This is a genomic window from Streptomyces sp. B3I8 (assembly GCF_030816915.1).
Classification (GTDB): domain Bacteria; phylum Actinomycetota; class Actinomycetes; order Streptomycetales; family Streptomycetaceae; genus Streptomyces.
In genome coordinates this window covers 6,780,734-6,796,378 of record NZ_JAUSYN010000002.1, presented here as the reverse complement: position 1 = coordinate 6,796,378, position 15,645 = coordinate 6,780,734, and the positions used below count along the sequence as shown (strand labels likewise).

At 72.3% G+C, this 15,645-nt stretch carries 8 protein-coding genes and 1 pseudogene; 3 read left to right on the top strand and 6 right to left on the bottom strand.

The window, feature by feature from the left end; translation table 11 throughout:
* Positions 1–75 precede the first annotated feature (75 nt).
* Both QFZ64_RS32065 and QFZ64_RS32060 read left to right on the top strand, forming a co-directional pair.
* Positions 76–900, top strand: a complete 825-nt coding sequence (locus QFZ64_RS32065) for a triacylglycerol lipase (protein ID WP_307070971.1) — start codon at positions 76–78, stop codon at positions 898–900.
* 93 nt (positions 901–993) lie between these two features.
* Positions 994–1,345: pseudogene (locus QFZ64_RS32060) on the top strand (SDR family oxidoreductase); the annotation flags it as partial.
* Positions 1,346–1,421: 76 nt separating this feature from the next.
* On the opposite strand, the gene QFZ64_RS32055 reads toward QFZ64_RS32060, so the two are convergent.
* The 3 genes from QFZ64_RS32055 to QFZ64_RS32045 form a co-directional block, all read right to left on the bottom strand.
* The gene (locus QFZ64_RS32055) at positions 1,422–3,194 is read right to left on the bottom strand and encodes a glycoside hydrolase family 15 protein (RefSeq protein WP_307070969.1); all 1,773 of its coding nucleotides are present in this window, start codon (positions 3,192–3,194) and stop codon (positions 1,422–1,424) included.
* 103 nt (positions 3,195–3,297) lie between these two features.
* Positions 3,298–5,124, bottom strand: coding sequence for a thiamine pyrophosphate-requiring protein (locus QFZ64_RS32050; protein WP_307070968.1), 1,827 nt, complete (start codon positions 5,122–5,124; stop codon positions 3,298–3,300).
* A 120-nt stretch (positions 5,125–5,244) separates the two neighbouring features.
* Complete coding sequence (locus tag QFZ64_RS32045) at positions 5,245–8,322, bottom strand: FAD-binding and (Fe-S)-binding domain-containing protein (protein ID WP_307070967.1); 3,078 nt, start codon at positions 8,320–8,322, stop codon at positions 5,245–5,247.
* Positions 8,323–8,698: 376 nt separating this feature from the next.
* Here QFZ64_RS32045 and QFZ64_RS32040 point away from each other — a divergent pair, with 376 nt between their 5' ends.
* Entirely contained in the window at positions 8,699–9,697 is a 999-nt protein-coding gene (locus QFZ64_RS32040; RefSeq protein WP_307070966.1) for an alpha/beta fold hydrolase, read from the top strand.
* Here QFZ64_RS32040 and fxsT read toward each other — a convergent pair.
* From fxsT to QFZ64_RS32025, 3 genes are read right to left on the bottom strand one after another with little or no spacing between them, the layout of a single operon-like run.
* Positions 9,663–13,724 carry an FxSxx-COOH system tetratricopeptide repeat protein gene (gene fxsT / locus QFZ64_RS32035; protein WP_307070965.1) on the bottom strand — a complete coding sequence of 1,354 codons (4,062 nt, stop codon included), beginning with the start codon at positions 13,722–13,724 and terminating at the stop codon, positions 9,663–9,665. The genes QFZ64_RS32040 and fxsT overlap by 35 nt on opposite strands.
* Positions 13,721–14,938: an FxsC protein gene (gene fsxC, locus QFZ64_RS32030; protein ID WP_307070964.1), complete on the bottom strand. Its 1,218-nt coding sequence runs from the start codon at positions 14,936–14,938 to the stop codon at positions 13,721–13,723. The genes fxsT and fsxC overlap by 4 nt, the downstream gene beginning before the upstream one ends.
* Position 14,939: 1 nt before the next feature.
* On the bottom strand, positions 14,940–15,599 hold the full coding sequence (locus tag QFZ64_RS32025) for a TIR-like protein FxsC (RefSeq protein ID WP_307070963.1): 660 nt from the start codon (positions 15,597–15,599) through the stop codon (positions 14,940–14,942).
* Between the last annotated feature and the right edge of the window lie 46 nt (positions 15,600–15,645).

Here is a 15,645-nt window from a genome sequence, read left to right as displayed (position 1 = left end):
GAGGGTCCTGGATTCGGCCGAGGGCGCGGGTTTTCGGGAGACCGGGCGACGCGCCGGACGGAGGTCGACCCGCACATGAGCATCACGGGCCTGGATCTGATGAGAGCGCGTGTCGTCGTCGCCTCACTGATGGCGTTGCGCGGTGCCGCACTGGAGACCGGATGGGCGTACGTGCGGCTGGCCGGTCTGCCGTGGGAGCTGACCCTGCAGGGGGTGCGCGGCCTCACCTCGTGGCTGGGCGGCGACGACGCACGGCTGGAGGAGCTGGACTGCGCCGACGAGAACGGCCTGCCGGTGCTGTTCGTGCACGGGCTGGCGGACCGCTCGTCGATCTTCACCCGACTGCGCCGGGCCCTGAGCGACAGTGGTGCCGGGCCGTGCTTCATGGCGACGTACAACGCCTTCAACCCCGACATCCCCGAGGCCGCCCGGCTGCTGGGCGAACAGGTGGAGCGGGTGCGGCGGCAGGCGGGCGGCAGGCCGGTGTGCCTGGTCGGGCACAGCCTGGGCGGTCTGGTGGTCCGTTACTACGTGCAGCGGCTCGGCGGTGACGCCCATGTCCCGCTCGCGATCACCCTCGGCACCCCGCACGGCGGCACCGCGATGGCGCTGTGGGGCATTCCGCATCCCTTCCTGCGTCATTTGCGGCCCGGCAGCGCGCTGCTGGCCGAGCTGGACGAGCCGTGCCGAGGCTGCCGCACGCGGTTCGTGTCCTTCTACAGCGACCTGGACGAGGCCGTGATCCCCACCAGCCGGGGCCGGCTCGACCATCCCGACCTGCGGGTGCGCAACGTGCGGGTGCACGGGGTGGGTCATCTGATGCTGCCGGTGGACGGCACGGTGATCGACGAGGTCCGTGCGGTGCTCGCCGAGGGTCCGGGACTGCCGCTGGCCGGATGAGACGCACACCCCACGTGTACGCGGGCGTACTCCCGCCCTCCGCCGGTCACTCGGCCCGCGCCGCGGGAAGCGCGGTCCCCCGGGTACGACGTGTTCGCGCTGCCGCACATCCCCGAGGGCGGCAGCATCATCGACTCCGTGTCCGCGCAGGCGTACAAGCCCAGTCCGCATCTGCTGGACTACGCGACCACGAAGGGCGGCATCGTCACCTTCACCCAGGGCCTGGCGCGGATGCCGGCGGAGAAGGGCGTCCGGTGAACGCGGTGGCCCCGGGTCCGGTGTGGACGCCGCTGATCTGGGCCACGCTCCCGGACACCCGGGAGTTCGGCAAGCGGGCGCCGTCTCGTTTCCGCGCCAGGAAGACATAGGCGGGCGCCGTCTCGGCCGGGCGTCGTTCACCAGCGCGGAGATCGTCAACGCGACGGGCGGGGCCCCGCTGCCGTGATCCTCGGGTCGTGCCCCTTCGGTCGTGCCCCTTCGGTCGTGACCCTCCGTCCGTGGTGACCGGGGCGCATCCCGCGTCACCCAGGCGGCCCGTCCAGCCGGGCCGCCGACTCCAGCAGCAGGGCGTGCACGAACGCCTGCGGCAGGTTGCCCCTCAGTTGGCGCTGGGCGACGTCGAACTCCTCTGCGTAGAGGCCCGAGGCGCCGCAGGCACCCCGGTTGCGTTCGAACCAGCGGTACGCCGAGGCCCGGCGGCCCTGCCGGTGCTCGGCCAGGGCCATGACGAAACCGCACAGCACAAAGGCGCCCTCCGCCTCCTCCAACGGTCTGTCGTCGTGCCGGAAGCGGTAGACGAAGTGGTCCTGGGTCAGATCGCGGCGGCACGCCTCCAGGGTGGCTCGGGTGCGCGGGTCCTCGGCCGGCAGCGCGCCGCGCACGGCGGGCAGCAACAGCGCGGCGTCCACGTGCGGGTCCTCGGGCGAGCGCTGCCAGTGGCCGTCCGGATGGACACTGGTGGCGGCGGTGGCGGCCAGGATCGTGTCGGCGAGCCGGGTGCAGGTGCCGGCCAGCGGGTGGCGGGGGGCCGCGCCGGCGACGGCCCGCAGTCCCGCGACGCAGCTCAGCCGGGAGTGGGTCCACCGGCGTTCGTCCAGTTCCCAGATGCCCGCGTCGGGTTCCCGCCACCGTTCGGCGACGGCGCGGACGGCGAGGTCGACGGCCTTCCAGCCGGTGTCGTCGAGCCGCCTCAGTCGGGCGGCGGCGGCGAACAGCAGCAGCGCCTCGCCGAAGCCGTCGAGCTGGAACTGGGTGCGCACCTGGTTGCCGATCCGGTCGAACCCGCCCGGGTAGCCCGGCAGATCGAGGTCCTGCTGGTCGGGCACGGGGGCGCCGTGCACGGTGTAGGCGGGGGCCAGGCCGGGCCCGTCCTCGTGGAGCCTTTCGCCGACGAACCGGACGGCGTCGTCGAGGAGTTCGGGCGCCCCGGCAGCGGCCGCGGCCTGCCCGGCGTAACTCTGGTCGCGGATCCACACGTACCGGTAGTCGTAGTTGCGGCCCTCCTCGGCCCGCTCCGGCAGACTGGTGGTGGCCGCGGCGACCATGCCGCCGCCGCGTGTGGTCAGCCCGCGCAGCACGGCGTAGGCACGGCGGGCGTCGCCGGGCGCGAGGGTGTTCTCCAGTGCCGGCACGGCCCGCCGCCAGGCGTCCTCGGTGGTGCGCCACAGGTCCCCGGCGCGGGGCAGCACCCGGGGCAGCGGGGAACCGGAGCATTCCAGGACCAGGTCGAGCCGCTCCCCCTCCCCCAGTTCCACCTGTGCGGTGAGGCCGTCCTCGCCCGGCACGGCGGACGGGGGTCCCTGCCAACGCAGGTGGAGACCGCCGGTGCGCAGCTCCCACACGCCGGGCCCGGATCGCCGTACGGGCTCCAGCGGCGCGCGGCCGTAGTCGGCGTGCGGATCGAGGACGACCGAGAGCCGGGCCGGGTTGTCGACGGCCCGGAGCTGCCGCAGCAGGAGGAGCCGTTCGGGATCGCCGGGGAAGGCAAGGGCCTCGCGGCACTCGACGATGCCGTCGACGGTCACCCAGCGGCTGCGCCAGATGAGGGTGCCCTCCTCGTAGTAACCGCCGAAGACGTAGGTGTCGCGCGGGCTGACGGCGTACACGCCACGGCCGCCGATGAGGTCGGCGAGGACGGCACCGTCGTGCCAGCAGGGCGCGCACAACCAGCCGATGGCGCCGTCCGGTCCGATCAGCGCGCCCCGTTCCCCGTCGGCCAGCAGCGCGTAGTCGTGCAGCGCGTGCGGGGGGAACGGGCCGCCCGGCCCGGCCGGCCGGGTGTCCTTCGTGCTCATGCTGTCCGGCCTTCCGTCCGGCGGGCCGTCCAACGGGCCGGGCCGGCCGGATGCCGCCGGTCGGCCCGGTGGGGGTACGGGTGGGGTCGCGGGTGCCGGTGCGTCACTTGCCGTTCTCCGTGCCGGGCCGGTCCGCGCGGTCCCGGCCGCCGGGCAGCATCTCCTGCACCTTGGCCTTGAAGCCCTGCCGGACCATGCCCGCCCGGTCGCTGTCGCCCTTGAGGATGGACGTGGCGGCGGCTTCGATCTGGTCGAGGGAGGCGTGCGGCGGGATCGGCGGCACGGCGGGGTCGGTGACGAAGTCGAGGACGAACGGCCGGTCGGAGGCGAGCGCGGCCTGCCAGGCGGCCTGGACGTCACCGGGCTTCTCCACCCGCATGCCGTTCAGGCCGACCGAGCGGGCGAAGTCGGCGTAGGCGACGTCGGGGAGAGACTGCGAGGGCAGGAACTGCGGGGCGCCGGACATGGCCCGCATCTCCCAGGTGACCTGGTTGAGGTCCTGGTTGTTCAGGACGGCGACGATGAGGCGCGGGTCCTCCCACTGCTGCCAGTACTTGGCGACGGTGATCAGCTCGGCCATGCCGTTCATCTGCATCGCCCCGTCGCCGACCAGCGCGATCGCGGGCCGGTCGCCGTGGGCGAACTTGGCGCCGATGACGTACGGGACGCCGGGGCCCATGGTGGCGAGGGTGCCGGAGAGCGAGCCGCGCATCTCGCCGCGCAGCCGCAGGTGGCGGGCGTACCAGTTGGCGGCGGAGCCGGAGTCGGCGGCCAGGATGACGTTCTCGGGCAGCAGTTCGTTCAGGGCGTGGGCGACGTACTCGGGGTTGATCGGTTCGGCGTCCACGGCGGCGCGCCGCTGCATCACCTCCCACCAGCGGGCGGTGCCCTTCTCGATCTTCTTGCGCCAGGAGTTGTCCTTGGCTCCGTCCAGGTGCGGCAGGAGCCGGCGCAGGGTCTCGCGGGCGTCGCCGACGAGGTTGACCTCGAAGGGGTAGCGCAGGCCGATCATGTGCGGGTCGATGTCGATCTGCACCGCCCGCGCCTGACCGAACTCGGGCATGAACTGGGTGTACGGGAAGCTGGAGCCGATGACGAGGAGGGTGTCGCACTCCTGCATCAGCTCGTACGAGGGCCGGGTGCCCAGCAGTCCGATGGAGCCGGTGACGTAGGGCAGGTCGTCGTCGAGGGCGTCCTTGCCGAGCAGCGCCTTGGCGACGCCGGCGCCGAGCCGCTCGGCGACCTCCATGACCTCCTGGCGGGCCCCGCGGGCGCCCTGGCCGATCAGGACGGCGACCTTGCTGCCCGCGTTGAGCACTTCGGCGGCGCGCTCGATGTCGGCCTCGGCGGGCACCGGCGCGTAGTGGGTCATGCCCAGGCTGGAGGGCACCATCTTGAAGGCGTGCTCCGGCGGCGAGTAGTCCAGTTCCTGCACGTCGGCGGGGATGATGACGGCGGTGACCGAGCGGCGGGCCATGGCGGTGCGCATCGCGCGGTCGAGCACGTTGGGAAGCTGCTCGGGGACGGTCACCATCTCGCAGAAGTCGGAGGCGACGTCCTTGTAGAGGCTGACCAGGTCGACCTCCTGCTGGTACGAGCCGCCCATGGCACTGCGGTTGGTCTGGCCGACGAGGGCGACCACGGGCACGTGGTCGAGCTTGGCGTCGTACAGCCCGTTGAGCAGGTGGATCGCGCCGGGTCCGGAGGTGGCGGCGCAGACGCCGACCTTGCCGGAGAACTTGGCGTAGCCGACCGCCTCGAAGGCGGCCATCTCCTCGTGCCGGGCCTGTACGAACCGGGGGTGGTTGTCGGCGCGTCCCCAGGCGGCGAGGAGGCCGTTGATGCCGTCGCCCGGGTAGGCGAAGACGTGTTCGACCTCCCACTCGCGCAGCCGCTCGAGGACGTAGTCGGAGACCTTCTTCGACGACATGTTCGGGACCTTTCCGTGGAGTTCGCAGTTGACTCGAGGTGAGGGCCGGGAGGCCGGTCCGCACCCGGTTACCCCGCTGCCGGGCGCTGTCACGCGTGCCGGCCAGCCCGGCGCCGTGCGTCAGCCCCGGCGCGTCAGCCGGCGTACGGCGCCGCGGCCCGCCGCCGCGGCGGCCGTGGCGGTGACGGCGGCGGCGCCCGCGGTGGCCGCCCAGCGGGCGGTGCGGGAGGGGCCGGCCGGGCGGTCGGCCAGGCGTTCGGGGTGTTCGGTCGGCAGGTTGTCCTGACCGAGCCCGAGGGCGAGCACCTCGGCCAGGTGCAGGGCGCGACGCCCGGTGTCGCCCTGCTCGATCTGGGTGCGGCAGCTGAATCCGTCGGCGAGCAGCACGCTGTCGGGAGCGGCCGCGCGGACGGCGGGCAGCACGCCCTGTTCCGCAACAGCCATGGAGACCTCGTGGTGGCCGCGTTCGAAGCCGAAGTTTCCGGCCAGTCCGCAGCAGCCCTCGTCGAGCACGTCGGCGTCCAGGTGGGCGCGGCGCATCAGCTCGCGGTCGGCGTCGAACTTCATGATCGCGTGCTGGTGGCAGTGCGTCTGTACGGTCGCCCGCCGGGACAGCCGAGGCGGCTCCCAGTCCTCGGGGGCGTGGTGGACGAGCTGCTCGGCGAAGGTCCGCACCTGGCCGGCGAGCCGTCGCACGTCCTGGTCGGCGGGCATCAGCTCGGGTGCGTCGGAGCGGAAGACGGCGGTGCAGGAGGGTTCCAGCCCGATGATCGGGGTGCCGGCCTCCAGGTACGGCTTCAGGGTGTCCAGGGTGCGGCGCAGCACCTTCTTGGCGACGGTGAGCTGGCCGGTGGAGATCCAGGTCAGCCCGCAGCACACGGGTCGTTCCGGCACGGCGACGCGGAAACCGGCGTCGCGCAGGACCCGTACCGCGGAGGTCGCGATCGCGGGGTGGAAGTAGGTGCTGGAGGTGTCGGGCCACAACATCACTGTCCGTGGGTCGGCGGGATCCGGCGCGCCGGCGAGGGAGGCGTCGTGCTTCCCCTCCTCCCGCCACCACTGCAGGAAGGACCGCTCGGCGAAGACGGGGGCCTGCCGTGCCTTGTCCACCCCGGCCACCCATTTGCCCGCCCGGCTCAGTACGGGCGCCTGGAGCGCGGTATTGACCAGCGAGGGCGCGATCCGGGAGAGCCTGGCCCACACCGGCATCCAGCCCATGGAGTAATGGGCGGGCGGACGGAGCCGGCCGTCGTAGTGGTGGGCGAGGAACTCGGCCTTGTAGGTGGCCATGTCCACCCCCGTGGGGCAGTCCGACTTGCAGCCCTTGCAGGCCAGGCAGAGATCGAGGGCGTCCTTGACCTCGGTGGAGCGCCAGCCGTCCTTGACGGCGGAGTCGGCGTGCCCGTCGAGCATCTCGAACAGCAGCCGGGAGCGGCCGCGGGTGGAGTGCTCCTCCTCCTTGGTGGCCCGGTACGAGGGGCACATCACGCCGCCCTCGTGGCCACGGCAGTTGCCGATGCCGACGCAGCGCATCACCGCGCGGCTGAAGGAGTGCTCGTCCTCCGGATAGCCGAAGTGGGTCTCCGGGGTCATCGGCGTCCAGGAGGCGCCGAGGCGCAGCTGTCCGTCGACGGGATTCGGGTGGACGACCTTGCCCGGGTTCATCCGGTTCTCCGGGTCGAACAGCGCCTTGAGCTCGCCGAAGGCGCCCACCAGCCGCCGGCCGAACATCCGGGTGAGCAGCTCGCCGCGGGACTGGCCGTCGCCGTGCTCGCCGGAGAGGGAGCCGCCGTAGGAGGCGACGAGGTCGGCGGCGCGTTCCAGGAACCGCCGGAAGACGGCGATGCCCTCGGCGGTCTTCAGTTCGAACGGGATCCGGGTGTGCACGCAGCCCTGCCCGAAGTGCCCGTACACGGACGGGTGGTCGTAGTCGAACTCCTCGAACAGCTTCTTCAGGTCACGGAGGTAGTCGCCGAGGCGTTCGGGCGGGACGGCGGAGTCCTCCCAGCCCTCCCAGGTCTCCCGGCCGTCCGGCGGGCGGGCGGTGACGCCGAGTCCGGCCTCCCGGGCCTTGAGCATGCGCTGCTCGCGCTCGGGGTCGTCGGAGAAGGCGACCCGGGGGTCCTTCTCGTCGCGGCCGAGGGCGCGCAGCAGGTCGTGCGCCTGCCGGTCGACGTCGTCCTGGCTGTCGCCGGCGAACTGCAGCAGCAGCCAGCTCCCGCCCTCGGGCAGGGCGTGCAGGGACTCCTCGTGGGCGTGCTCCTCGCGCATGAGCTGCGCCATGCGGTCGTCGAGCGCCTCCAACTGGGTGGGCTCGCAGTGCCGCAGCAGGCGGGTGACGTCGTCGGCGGCATGGCAGATGTCGTCGTAGCCGAGGACGAGCAGCGGCTGGTACGCGGGCACCGGCACCAGGTCGAGTTCGGCGCGCAGTACGGTCACCAGGGTGCCCTCGCTGCCGACGAGGGCGCGGGCGACGTCGAGGCCGTTCTCGGGGAGCAGCGAGTCGAGGTTGTAGCCGGAGACGCGGCGCGGGATCTTCGGGTAGCCGGTGCGGATGTCGGCGAGGTACTCGGTGACGAGGCGGTCCAGGCCGTCGTAGATCTCGGCGCGGCGGCCGCCGGCGGCGGCGATCGCGGCGCGCTCCTCCGGCGAGGTGGGGCTGACCCACATCCGGACGCCGTCGTAGGTGAGGACCTCCAGCCGGCGCACGTTGTCGACGGTCTTGCCGTACGCCTGTGCGGAGGCGCCGCAGGAGTTGTTGCCGATCATGCCGCCGAGCGCGCAGTGGCTGTGCGTGGACGGCTTCGGCCCGAACTGCAGCTTGTGCTCGGCGAGTCGGCGGTTGAGTTCGTCCAGGACGATGCCGGGTTCGACGACGCAGGTACGGGCCTCCGGGTCGACGGAGACCAGGGCGTCGCAGTACTTGGTCCAGTCGACGACGACGGCGGCGTTGGTGCACTGGCCGGCCAGACTGGTGCCGCCGCCGCGGGAGAGGACGGGGGCGCGGAAGCGTGCGCACACCTCGACGGCGCGGGCGCCGTCCTCGACGCTGCGGGGGACGACGACGCCGAGTGGGACCTGGCGGTAGTTGGAACCGTCGGTGGCGTAGGCGCCGCGGCTGCCGGCGTCGAAGCGGACCTCGGCGTCCGTCTCGGCGCGAAGAGCGGCCTCGAGCTGGGTCACCGGAACATCGGCCATGTTCGCTCCCGCAGGGTTGGGTGGCTCACGGCGGTGCGGGTACCCGGTTTTGCACTGTGCAAAGGAGTCGATTGCGCAGGGGATTTCCGCCCCCGCCGCCCCTACCCTTCCCGTTGCCGCGAGAGGCGCCGCCCCCATTACCCCGAAAGGGCGGTACGCCGCGGCTTGTCGCGCGGTTCCCCGCGCTCCCTGACAAGGGGGGACGCGCCCGCCGGTCACTGGGCGATCCGCCCACGGCGGCATCCCCCGGTGCACTACCGTAGGCGCGGTTTCCGCCGCCTCGAAACGGCTGAACCACACCTTGGCGCGGGTCCCTCCGGGGAGAATCATGGGAAGGTCCCGCCCAGTACAGCCGCTGGCGACGGGAGGACATCGAGTGGTCGGAAGTGTCGAGGTGCCGGTCCGTGAGCAGGGCGGTCCGGGGCGGCCCAGGACCCTCGTCTACCAGACGTGGGGCGACGAGGACGCGCACCCCGTCTTCCTGCTGCACGGAACTCCCGGCAGCCGGCTCGGTCCCCGGCCCCGCACCTTCGACCTGCACAAGCTCGGTGTCCGTCTGATCGCCTACGACCGTCCCGGCTACGGCGACTCCGACCGGGCCCCGGGACGTACGGTCGCCGACGCCGCCGCGGACGTCGACGCGATCGCGCGGCGGCTGGGGCTGGAGCGCTACTCGGTGGTGGGCCGGTCCGGCGGTGGCCCGCACGCGCTGGCGTCGGCCGCGATCAACCCCGGAGGGCGGGTGGCGAGCGCGGCCGCCCTGGTCTCGACCGCTCCACCGGACGCGGACGGCGCGGAGCTGGACTGGTTCGCGGACATGTCACCGTCGAACGTCGCCACGTACGAGCTGCTCGACCGTAGCGCGCCCGATGTGGCGGAGCTGGGCGCCCTGCTGGCGCGCAACGCCGAGGCCATCCGCAGCGATCCGGCCTCGCTGCTGCGGTCGCTGGACGAGGAACTGCCCGCGGTGGACCGGGTCGTGGTCTCGGACGCCGGGGTGCGACGGATGCTGCTGGTCAACTATCTGTCGGCGGTCGGGCACGCCCGCTCCCCAGGCGCGGAGTCCCCGCGGATGGATCCGCGGGCGCCGCTGGGCTGGGTGGACGACCTGGTCGCCTTCCGCTCGCCGTGGGAGTTCAAGCTGGAGGAGATCGACCCGTCGCTGCCCGTGCTGCTCTGGCACGGCGAGCACGACGTCTTCGCGCCCCTGTCCCACTTCCGCTACCTCGAACGGCACGTTCCGTCCGCCCGGGCGGTGCTTCAGCCGTCGGTGGCGCATTTCGCGGCCCTGCCGGCCATGCCGCAGGTCCTCGCCTGGGTGCGCGACCGGGCCCGGGAGGTCAGATCGGCGGTGGCTCCAGTTCCAGGCAGGTGATCCGCTCCTCCCGCAGGGCCCGCACCCGCGGGTGGTCCTCGCCGAGCCGCTTGGCCAGGGCGGACAGGGCGGCCTGCAGGGTGCTGCGCGCCTCCTGCGGCCGGCCGAGCAGTCCCAGGACCAGCCCCAGGTTGCCCGCGCAGGTGAGCGTGGAGGGGTGGGTGGGTTCCAGGGCCTCGCGGAGGAGGTCGTACGCCTCCTGGCAGCCCCTGCGCGCCTCCTCCCGGTCACCGAGGGCCGCGTCGGCTGCGGCCAGGTTGACGCGGCAGATCAGGGTGTAGGGGTGGTGCTCGCCGCTGAGCGCGGTGAATGCTTCGAGCGCCCGCAGCAGCAGCGTGCGCGCCCGTGCCGACTCCTCGACGGTCGCGGTGTCCCCGCCTGCCGGGTGCGCGGCCGTGTCGATGTCGCCCAGCAGCAGGACCGCGTAGTTGGCCGAGCACGCCACCGTCTGCGGATGGTCCTCGCCGAGGCTGTCCCGGAGGTCGTCGAGGACCCTGCGGATCAGCCGCAGTCCGTCGTCCCTGCGGCCCTGCGCGGCCAGGTCGCCGGCCAGGCTCATCTCCACCAGCAGCCGTTCCGGGGAAGCCCCTTTCTCCCCCTCCGGCCCGTGCTTGAGCACGTGTTCGACCAGTTCCTGCGCCTCGGCCGGCCTGCCCGTCCGGCGCAGCGCGCCGGCCAGGCCCTTGGCGGTGTTCAGCACCGTCGGTGAGCCCTGGGTGAGCCGGGGGTTGCGCAGACAGCGGTCGTAGGCGCGCCGCAGCAGGCTGACGGACGCCGCGTAGTCGCCGCAGTCCCGGTGGTCGCGTCCGAGGTTCACCGCGGACTCGATGGTCAGCGGATGGTCGTGCAGCAGGATCTCCTCACGCAGGGCGAGGGTCCTGGTGTCCAGGGCGCGGGCCGTGTAGTACTCGCCGGACAGCCGCAGGGATACGGCGAGATTGTTGGCGGCGCCGAGGGTGCGGGGGTGGTCCTCTCCGTAGATCTCCAGATAGCGCTGGTGGGTGCGGCGGTCGTGCTCCAGCGCCTCGGACAGCCGGCCCAGGCCGCGCAGGTCGGCGGCGACGCTGCTGGTGGTCATCAGGACGTGCTGGTCGTCGGGGTCGCGCAGGGTGGCGAGCTGACGTTCGAGGACCTCCCGGTCCAGGGCCAGCGACTCTTCGTAACGGCCTTGTGCGCGCAGGATGTTGGCGATCTGGAAGCGCATGTGGAGGGTCCAGCGGTCGTCGGGGGAGCCGCTCTCCGTCCAGGTCGTCACACAGCGGTTGCTCAGCTCCATGGCCTGTGCCAGCTCGCCCCGGCGGCGCAGTTGCCGTACCCGGTCGACCAGGAGTTCCCGGATGCCGCCCTCGGTGGCGCTCATCGCCCAGGGAGTGCCGATGTGGGACCAGATGACCCGGTAGCTCTCCCAGGTGTTGGGGTCCTCGGGGTCGTCCTTGCTGGGGCGGGCCGCGATCAGAGTGCGGTAGACGACGTCCCGCGCGGCCTGCCGTTCCTGCTCGGTCATGCTGTCCCGCATGGCGCGCTGCACCAGCCGGTGCACCTGGACACCCCAGATCTTGCGGTCCACGGTGACCAGGGAGAAGCGGCTGAGTTCCTGGTAGGCGCGGGCGACGGTGCGGGAGTCACCCAGCGCGCGGGAGACCTCGGCGCCCTCCAGCAGGTCCATGGAGATCGGCTCGGGGCCGAAGTAGGCGCAGATCTGCAGTAGTTGCACCGCCTGCGGGAACTTGAGGCGCAATTGCCCGAGGGCGAACTCCCAGGTGGCGCCGCTGACCCTGGTGACATCGCCGACCTTGTCGTCACCGGAACCGCGGGTGCGGGCGGCACCGGTGGCCGGGGACTGCAGCTCGCGGAGGTAGGCGCGGGCACTGACCTTGGACTGTTCGATGCCTGCGGCGGCCTGTTCCACCGCGATCGGCAGGTCGCCGAGCGCCTCCGCGATCTGGTCCGCGTCGGCCCGGCCGCAGTCGGGCAGCCGGCCGCGCAGATGGGCGATGCTCTCCTCGCGTTCGAACACGCCGACTTCGAGGGTGTCGGCCCAGCGCCCCCAGCCCTCCGAGCGCTGGCTGGTGATCAGAACGTGTCCGCTGCGGCCGCTGACCATGAAGTCGGGCAGATTGCCCGCCTCCACCGCGTTGTCCAGGATCAGCAGCCAACTGCCGTACGGTTCGCCGCGGTCGAGGGCTTCACGGACGGCTTTGGCGGTGTCGGTGGGGTTCTTCCGCTCGGCCACGCCCAGCGGCCCGGCCATGGCCGCGAACTGTTCGACGGCGAGGTTGCGCTGTTCGGCCTGGATGTGCCAGGCGATGTCGTAGTCGCTCTTGTAACGGTGGGCGAACTCGCGAGCGAGCAGCGTCTTTCCGACTCCGCCGAGGCCCTTGAGGAGCAGCGCCCTGCCGTCCCCCTCGTGGAGCCGCTCACGGATCCGCTCCAGTAATGCGGTGCGGCCGGTGAAGGAGGCGGTGCGCAGCGGGACGGACCACACCGGGGGTTCGGCTCCGGGGTAGCGGGGCATCCGGCGTTCGCCGCCGGTGTAGTGCTCGCGGGAGGCGGGGGCGAAGGTGCGGCCGAAACAGGCCAGCAGGGCGTCGCGGGCGGCCTCTCCGGTGTCACAGCGGGTCAGGTCGGCGAGCCGGTCGGTGAACGGGCTGCCGAGCGGCAGCCGTTCGACGCTCATGGACACCAGGCGGCCGTCCTCCTCCAGGCCCCCGGCCGCGTAGACCGCCTCCCAGGTCGTACGGAAGCGCGAGGAGCGCAGATAGGCCTCGGAGAGTACGACGAGGGTGTGCGGGGCCGACTCGACGACCCGCTCGATCTCCTGCCGGTGCCGGCCGCCCTCGGCGGTGCCCTCCTGCGCCAGGTGGACCTTGAAGCCGGCCTCCTCCAGGACCGCGCCCGCCCACAGCGCCCAACTACGGTCCTGAGGTACGAAGCTGACGTACACGTCGGAGACACGGGGCGGCCGGTGGCGGGTGTAGCGCTCCAGGGTACGGCGGCGCAGCGCCTCGTCGATCCGGGCCATCCGGGTCACCTGGCCGTCGGAGAGGACCTCGGCGAGCCGCTCGTAGGCGGAGAGCAGGCTCTTGGGGTCGCCGGGGGCCTCGCGGAAGGGGGCCAGGGTCTCCTCGTAGGAGTAGATGGGCCGGTAGGGGATCTCCACCCGGCCCCAGTAGTCGTCGGGCTGGGTGCCGGCGGGGAGGTGGCGGCGCAGGATGCGGTCGAAGCGGTACTGGAACTGGCCGCGGGCGGCCTCCAGCCGGTCGGCCTCGGCGTTCTCCACGCGCATGGGGACGGGCAGGATGCGGATGCGGCGGTCGCGGTGCATCTCCTCGATGCGTTCGGCGACCGCGACCGCGCCGTCGATGCTCTGGCTGCTGGGGGTGAAGCAGGTGACGAGGGTGTGCGGCAGGTTGACGGTGCAGATGTCGGAGATGTCGTTCAGGCCCGTACGGCTGTCGACGAGGACGTAGTCGTACCGGTCGCCGAATGCGCGCTTGAGGCGTTCCAGGAAGCGGGTGGCAAGCGGGCCGTCCATGAACGGCTTCCAGTCGAACTGCGAGAAGGCGGTCAGATAGCCCTTGTTCTTCGTCCCCGCCGGGAGGTAGTCGAGCCAGCCGCCGTCCGGGAAGTGCCAGGAGACGGGCAGCACACAGCTCTCCAGGGGGAGCATCTCGGCACCCCAGTCGTCGCCGGAGACGGTGACGGCCTCGACGGAGCCGTGGCTGGAGCCGTGGCCGAGGTGGGGCCCGGAATCGTGTGTCGCCGCGACGGTGTGCCGGACCTGGACCAGGGACTCGCTGAAGCGGGAGACGAGTTCCAGCACGCCGGGTGTGGTGCGCAGTTTCTCCTCGTCCAGGAAGGGGTGGAAGAAGCGGTCCAGGCCGGGAGCGTCCAGGTCCCAGTCGACGACGAGCACGCGGTGTCCCGCGGAGGCCAGGATCCAGGCCGTGTTGGCGAGCGCCATCGTCCGTCCCGTACCGCCCTTGTACGAGTAGAACGTGATGATTCTGCCCTCGTCGCCGGTCATGACCTGCCCTCCGTGCGGTCCCCGGCGCCGTTTCCCCCGGTGGACAATTGCGAGTGAATGTATCGCAAATAGCGCATCTTGGCGGACTCGGCGAGTTCGCTGAACCACAGTGCGAACACGTCCGGGTCGGGCAGGCGGCCTCGGACGGCATTCTGCTCCCCCGTGCGGCCCTCGCGCAGGAAACGGGGAAAGCAGGTGTGCAACAACCGCTCCAGCCGCTCGGACCCTTCCTTGGTCTGCGGATCGTCCTCGGGGAGCACGCTCAGCACGGCCGTCCACGGTCGCCGTGCGGCGTCGAACTCCTTCGCCTGGGCGGCGATCCGGGGATTCTCCAGAGCCCAGGGATCGACCACGAGGATCCAGGGGGCGTCCGGGACGGCCGCGCTGCGCAGTTCGGCGCGGGGCTTGTCGAAGGCCACCAAGTCGGGAGCGAAGCCGAGGTTGCGGGCCAGCGCCCGTACCTGGTCGGCGAGCGGGCCGAGGGCGGGGCCGTAGGGCCGCCAGTCCTCCGGCGCCGGGCCGTAGCGCGACTCGTCCCGGCCGATGGGGAGTTGGTCCTCGGTAGGGGCGAGGACGGTGATCCGCAGCGGCGGCGGGGCGGGTGGCGGGGCGGCGAACGCGTTGTCCAGGTCGGTCAGCGGGGACGGCAGGCCCTGGTCCTCGGGCGGTGCGGGGACGGTGGCGGCGGCGTGCAGGACGCGGCGGGCGAGCCAGGCGGTGATCCGGCCCGCCCGGTCGGCGGCCTGCGCGTCGCCGAGTTCCGTGCCGAGCTGGAGCATCTGGTGCAGACCCGTGGCGGCGTACTCCTCCTCCGCCTCACCGCCGCCCTCGGGCATCGCGGGCAGGTCGTACTGGGCCGCGCGGGGCAGCGCGGAGGGCGGGTACGGCGTCCACAGCACCGGTACGAAGGCCGGGCCGCCGGGTGGTGGCCGGGTGGTGGCCGCGGTCCAGTGCCGACCGCACTTCGGGTCGGTGAAATACCGCTTCGCGTAGAGGGGGACGAAGACACGGCAGTCGGCGAGGGCCCGCAGGGTCTCCTCGGCCGGTGTCGCGGACCGCTCGACGAACCCGGCCGCCTCTCCCTCCGGCCCGCCGGCGGCGGCGAGGTGGGCGCACAGGTCGTCGAAGAAGCGGAAGACGAGCCGGTCGAAGTCGGGGCTGCGGCCCGTGCGGTGCACCGGCACGTGCGAGTAGCTGAGGAAGAAGAGCGGCATCCTACTGTTCCTCCTCGAAGACGTTCCTGAGCTCCTTGAACAGCTCGATGTCGCAGGGCGCCAACCGGGTCTGCTCGGCCACCTTGACGATCGTCTGCGCGATGCCCCACACGGCGCTGTGGTACTTGGCGTGGTAGCCCTTCGCGCGCAACCCGTACAGCCCCCACGTGAGGTATTCCGCGCCGAGGTCGGGATGCTCGTACTGCACGCGGCGGGCCACGCGCGGCAGTTTCAGGTGCTCGGGCCCGACCCAGAGCACGGGGACGATGGCGTTGCCGGTGTACGGGCGGCTGCGGCCGTGTTCCTCCTGGCGGCGGGCGAAAGCGTCCCACTCCCGGCCGCACCACTCACGGGTGAAATAGCGATAGGTGTAGACGGGGACGAAGACCTGGCAGTCACTGAGGGTCTCCTTCAGCCGCCGCTCCCAGTCGGCGCCGACGCCCATCCTGCGATCCAGGAACCCTGGCGGGCGAACTCCGTCATGATCGGTCAACTGCATGATGTGTCCGCACAGTTGACGATGGAAAGCGACCAGGTCCTGATCGGGGTTCTGCGCCTTCGCCCCGTCCTCGGTGGACGGCACCCGGGCATAACTGAGGAAGAAGACGTACGGGTCCGGCGCGCCGGCCGTCCCGGCCGGCCCGGGAGCCGGATCAGTCATGGCGTGTCCCTCGTCCCCCGGTCCTCGCCGCACGCGCGGTACGAAC

Excerpts from the sequence above, each read along its gene's own strand:
- QFZ64_RS32055 (WP_307070969.1), bottom strand. The coding sequence starts at position 3,194 with ATGAGCACGAAGGACACCCGGCCGGCCGGGCCGGGCGGCCCGTTCCCC.
- QFZ64_RS32045 (WP_307070967.1), bottom strand. The coding sequence starts at position 8,322 with ATGGCCGATGTTCCGGTGACCCAGCTCGAGGCCGCTCTTCGCGCCGAG.
- QFZ64_RS32065 (WP_307070971.1), top strand. The coding sequence starts at position 76 with ATGAGCATCACGGGCCTGGATCTGATGAGAGCGCGTGTCGTCGTCGCC.
- fsxC (WP_307070964.1), bottom strand. The coding sequence starts at position 14,938 with ATGCCGCTCTTCTTCCTCAGCTACTCGCACGTGCCGGTGCACCGCACG.
- QFZ64_RS32050 (WP_307070968.1), bottom strand. The coding sequence starts at position 5,124 with ATGTCGTCGAAGAAGGTCTCCGACTACGTCCTCGAGCGGCTGCGCGAG.
- QFZ64_RS32025 (WP_307070963.1), bottom strand. The coding sequence starts at position 15,599 with ATGACTGATCCGGCTCCCGGGCCGGCCGGGACGGCCGGCGCGCCGGAC.
- fxsT (WP_307070965.1), bottom strand. The coding sequence starts at position 13,724 with ATGACCGGCGACGAGGGCAGAATCATCACGTTCTACTCGTACAAGGGC.